Source organism: Actinomadura geliboluensis (assembly GCF_005889745.1).
Lineage (GTDB): Bacteria > Actinomycetota > Actinomycetes > Streptosporangiales > Streptosporangiaceae > Spirillospora > Spirillospora geliboluensis.
The window spans coordinates 1-919 of record NZ_VCKZ01000768.1 but is presented as its reverse complement, the minus strand read 5'-3'; the positions used below and the strand labels follow the sequence as shown (position 1 = coordinate 919).

The window sequence follows — 919 nt, the reverse complement described above, 5'->3', positions numbered from 1 at the left end:
TGAGCCTTTTTCATCCTCGGGTGACCTCGTAGTTCTGTAGGACAGCGATGGCCTTGACCAGGTGGCCGGCCTTGCAGGGACTGCAGCGGAGCTTGCGGAGTAGCTTCCATGACTTCAGTTGGGCGTTCGCGCGTTCGCCGGGTCCGCGCAGCCTGGCGTGCGAGCGGTTGGCCTGCTTCTGGGATTCGGGCTTGTTGCGTCCCTTGTACGGGGTGATGACGATGCAGGCCTTGGCCCCTTGATAGCCCTTGTCGGCCAGCGTGATGATCCCGGCCGCCTCCAACTCGCGCAATATCCCCCAGACGCGGGCGGCGGTCAGGTCGTGCGTGCGGCCGGGCATCGCCCCCGACGTCCACACGATCGTCCCGTCCGGACCCGCGATCACCTGGATGTTCATTCCGTGACAGCGGTGCTTGGCCGAGTAGTACGGCCGGTCGGCCCGAACCCGGTCGCAGGCGATGAGCGTCCCGTCCAGCACCAACAGGTGCAGCCCGTCCTTGGTCGCCTTGCGCAACGCCGCCGTCAGCTTCGGCGACCGTGCCGATAGCAGCGCGACGGCCTCCTCGACATACCGCCAGGCCGTACTCGTCGACACCCCGAACCCGGCTCCGAGCTCGGCGAAGGTCTCACCCTTGCGCAGGTGGACCAGCACCAGCAGAGCCTGCCGCCCCGGGGTGAGCAGCCGCCAGGGCGTACCGAGGGTCTTGCGGCACCGGCGGATCAGTCCGGCCAGGTAGTTCAGCGTTGAACGCGACAAATCGACGGCAGCACGATAGAACAGCACGCAGAGCCCCTGGTTCGGACGTCGAGATCGTGGCGATCAAGCCGTCTAACAGGGGCTTCTTCGCTTCACCGGCCGAACGCCAGCATCGCGATCACTTCGTGATCACCATCTCCCCAGACCGATGAAAAAGGGTCA

General features: G+C 65.7%; 1 protein-coding gene. It reads right to left on the bottom strand.

The genetic code is table 11. The annotated features are described in order from the left end of the window. Positions 1-10 precede the first annotated feature (10 nt). Positions 11-784 (bottom strand): transposase family protein, encoded by a 774-nt coding sequence (locus ETD96_RS44130; protein WP_138642399.1) that lies wholly within the window; start codon positions 782-784, stop codon positions 11-13. Between the last annotated feature and the right edge of the window lie 135 nt (positions 785-919).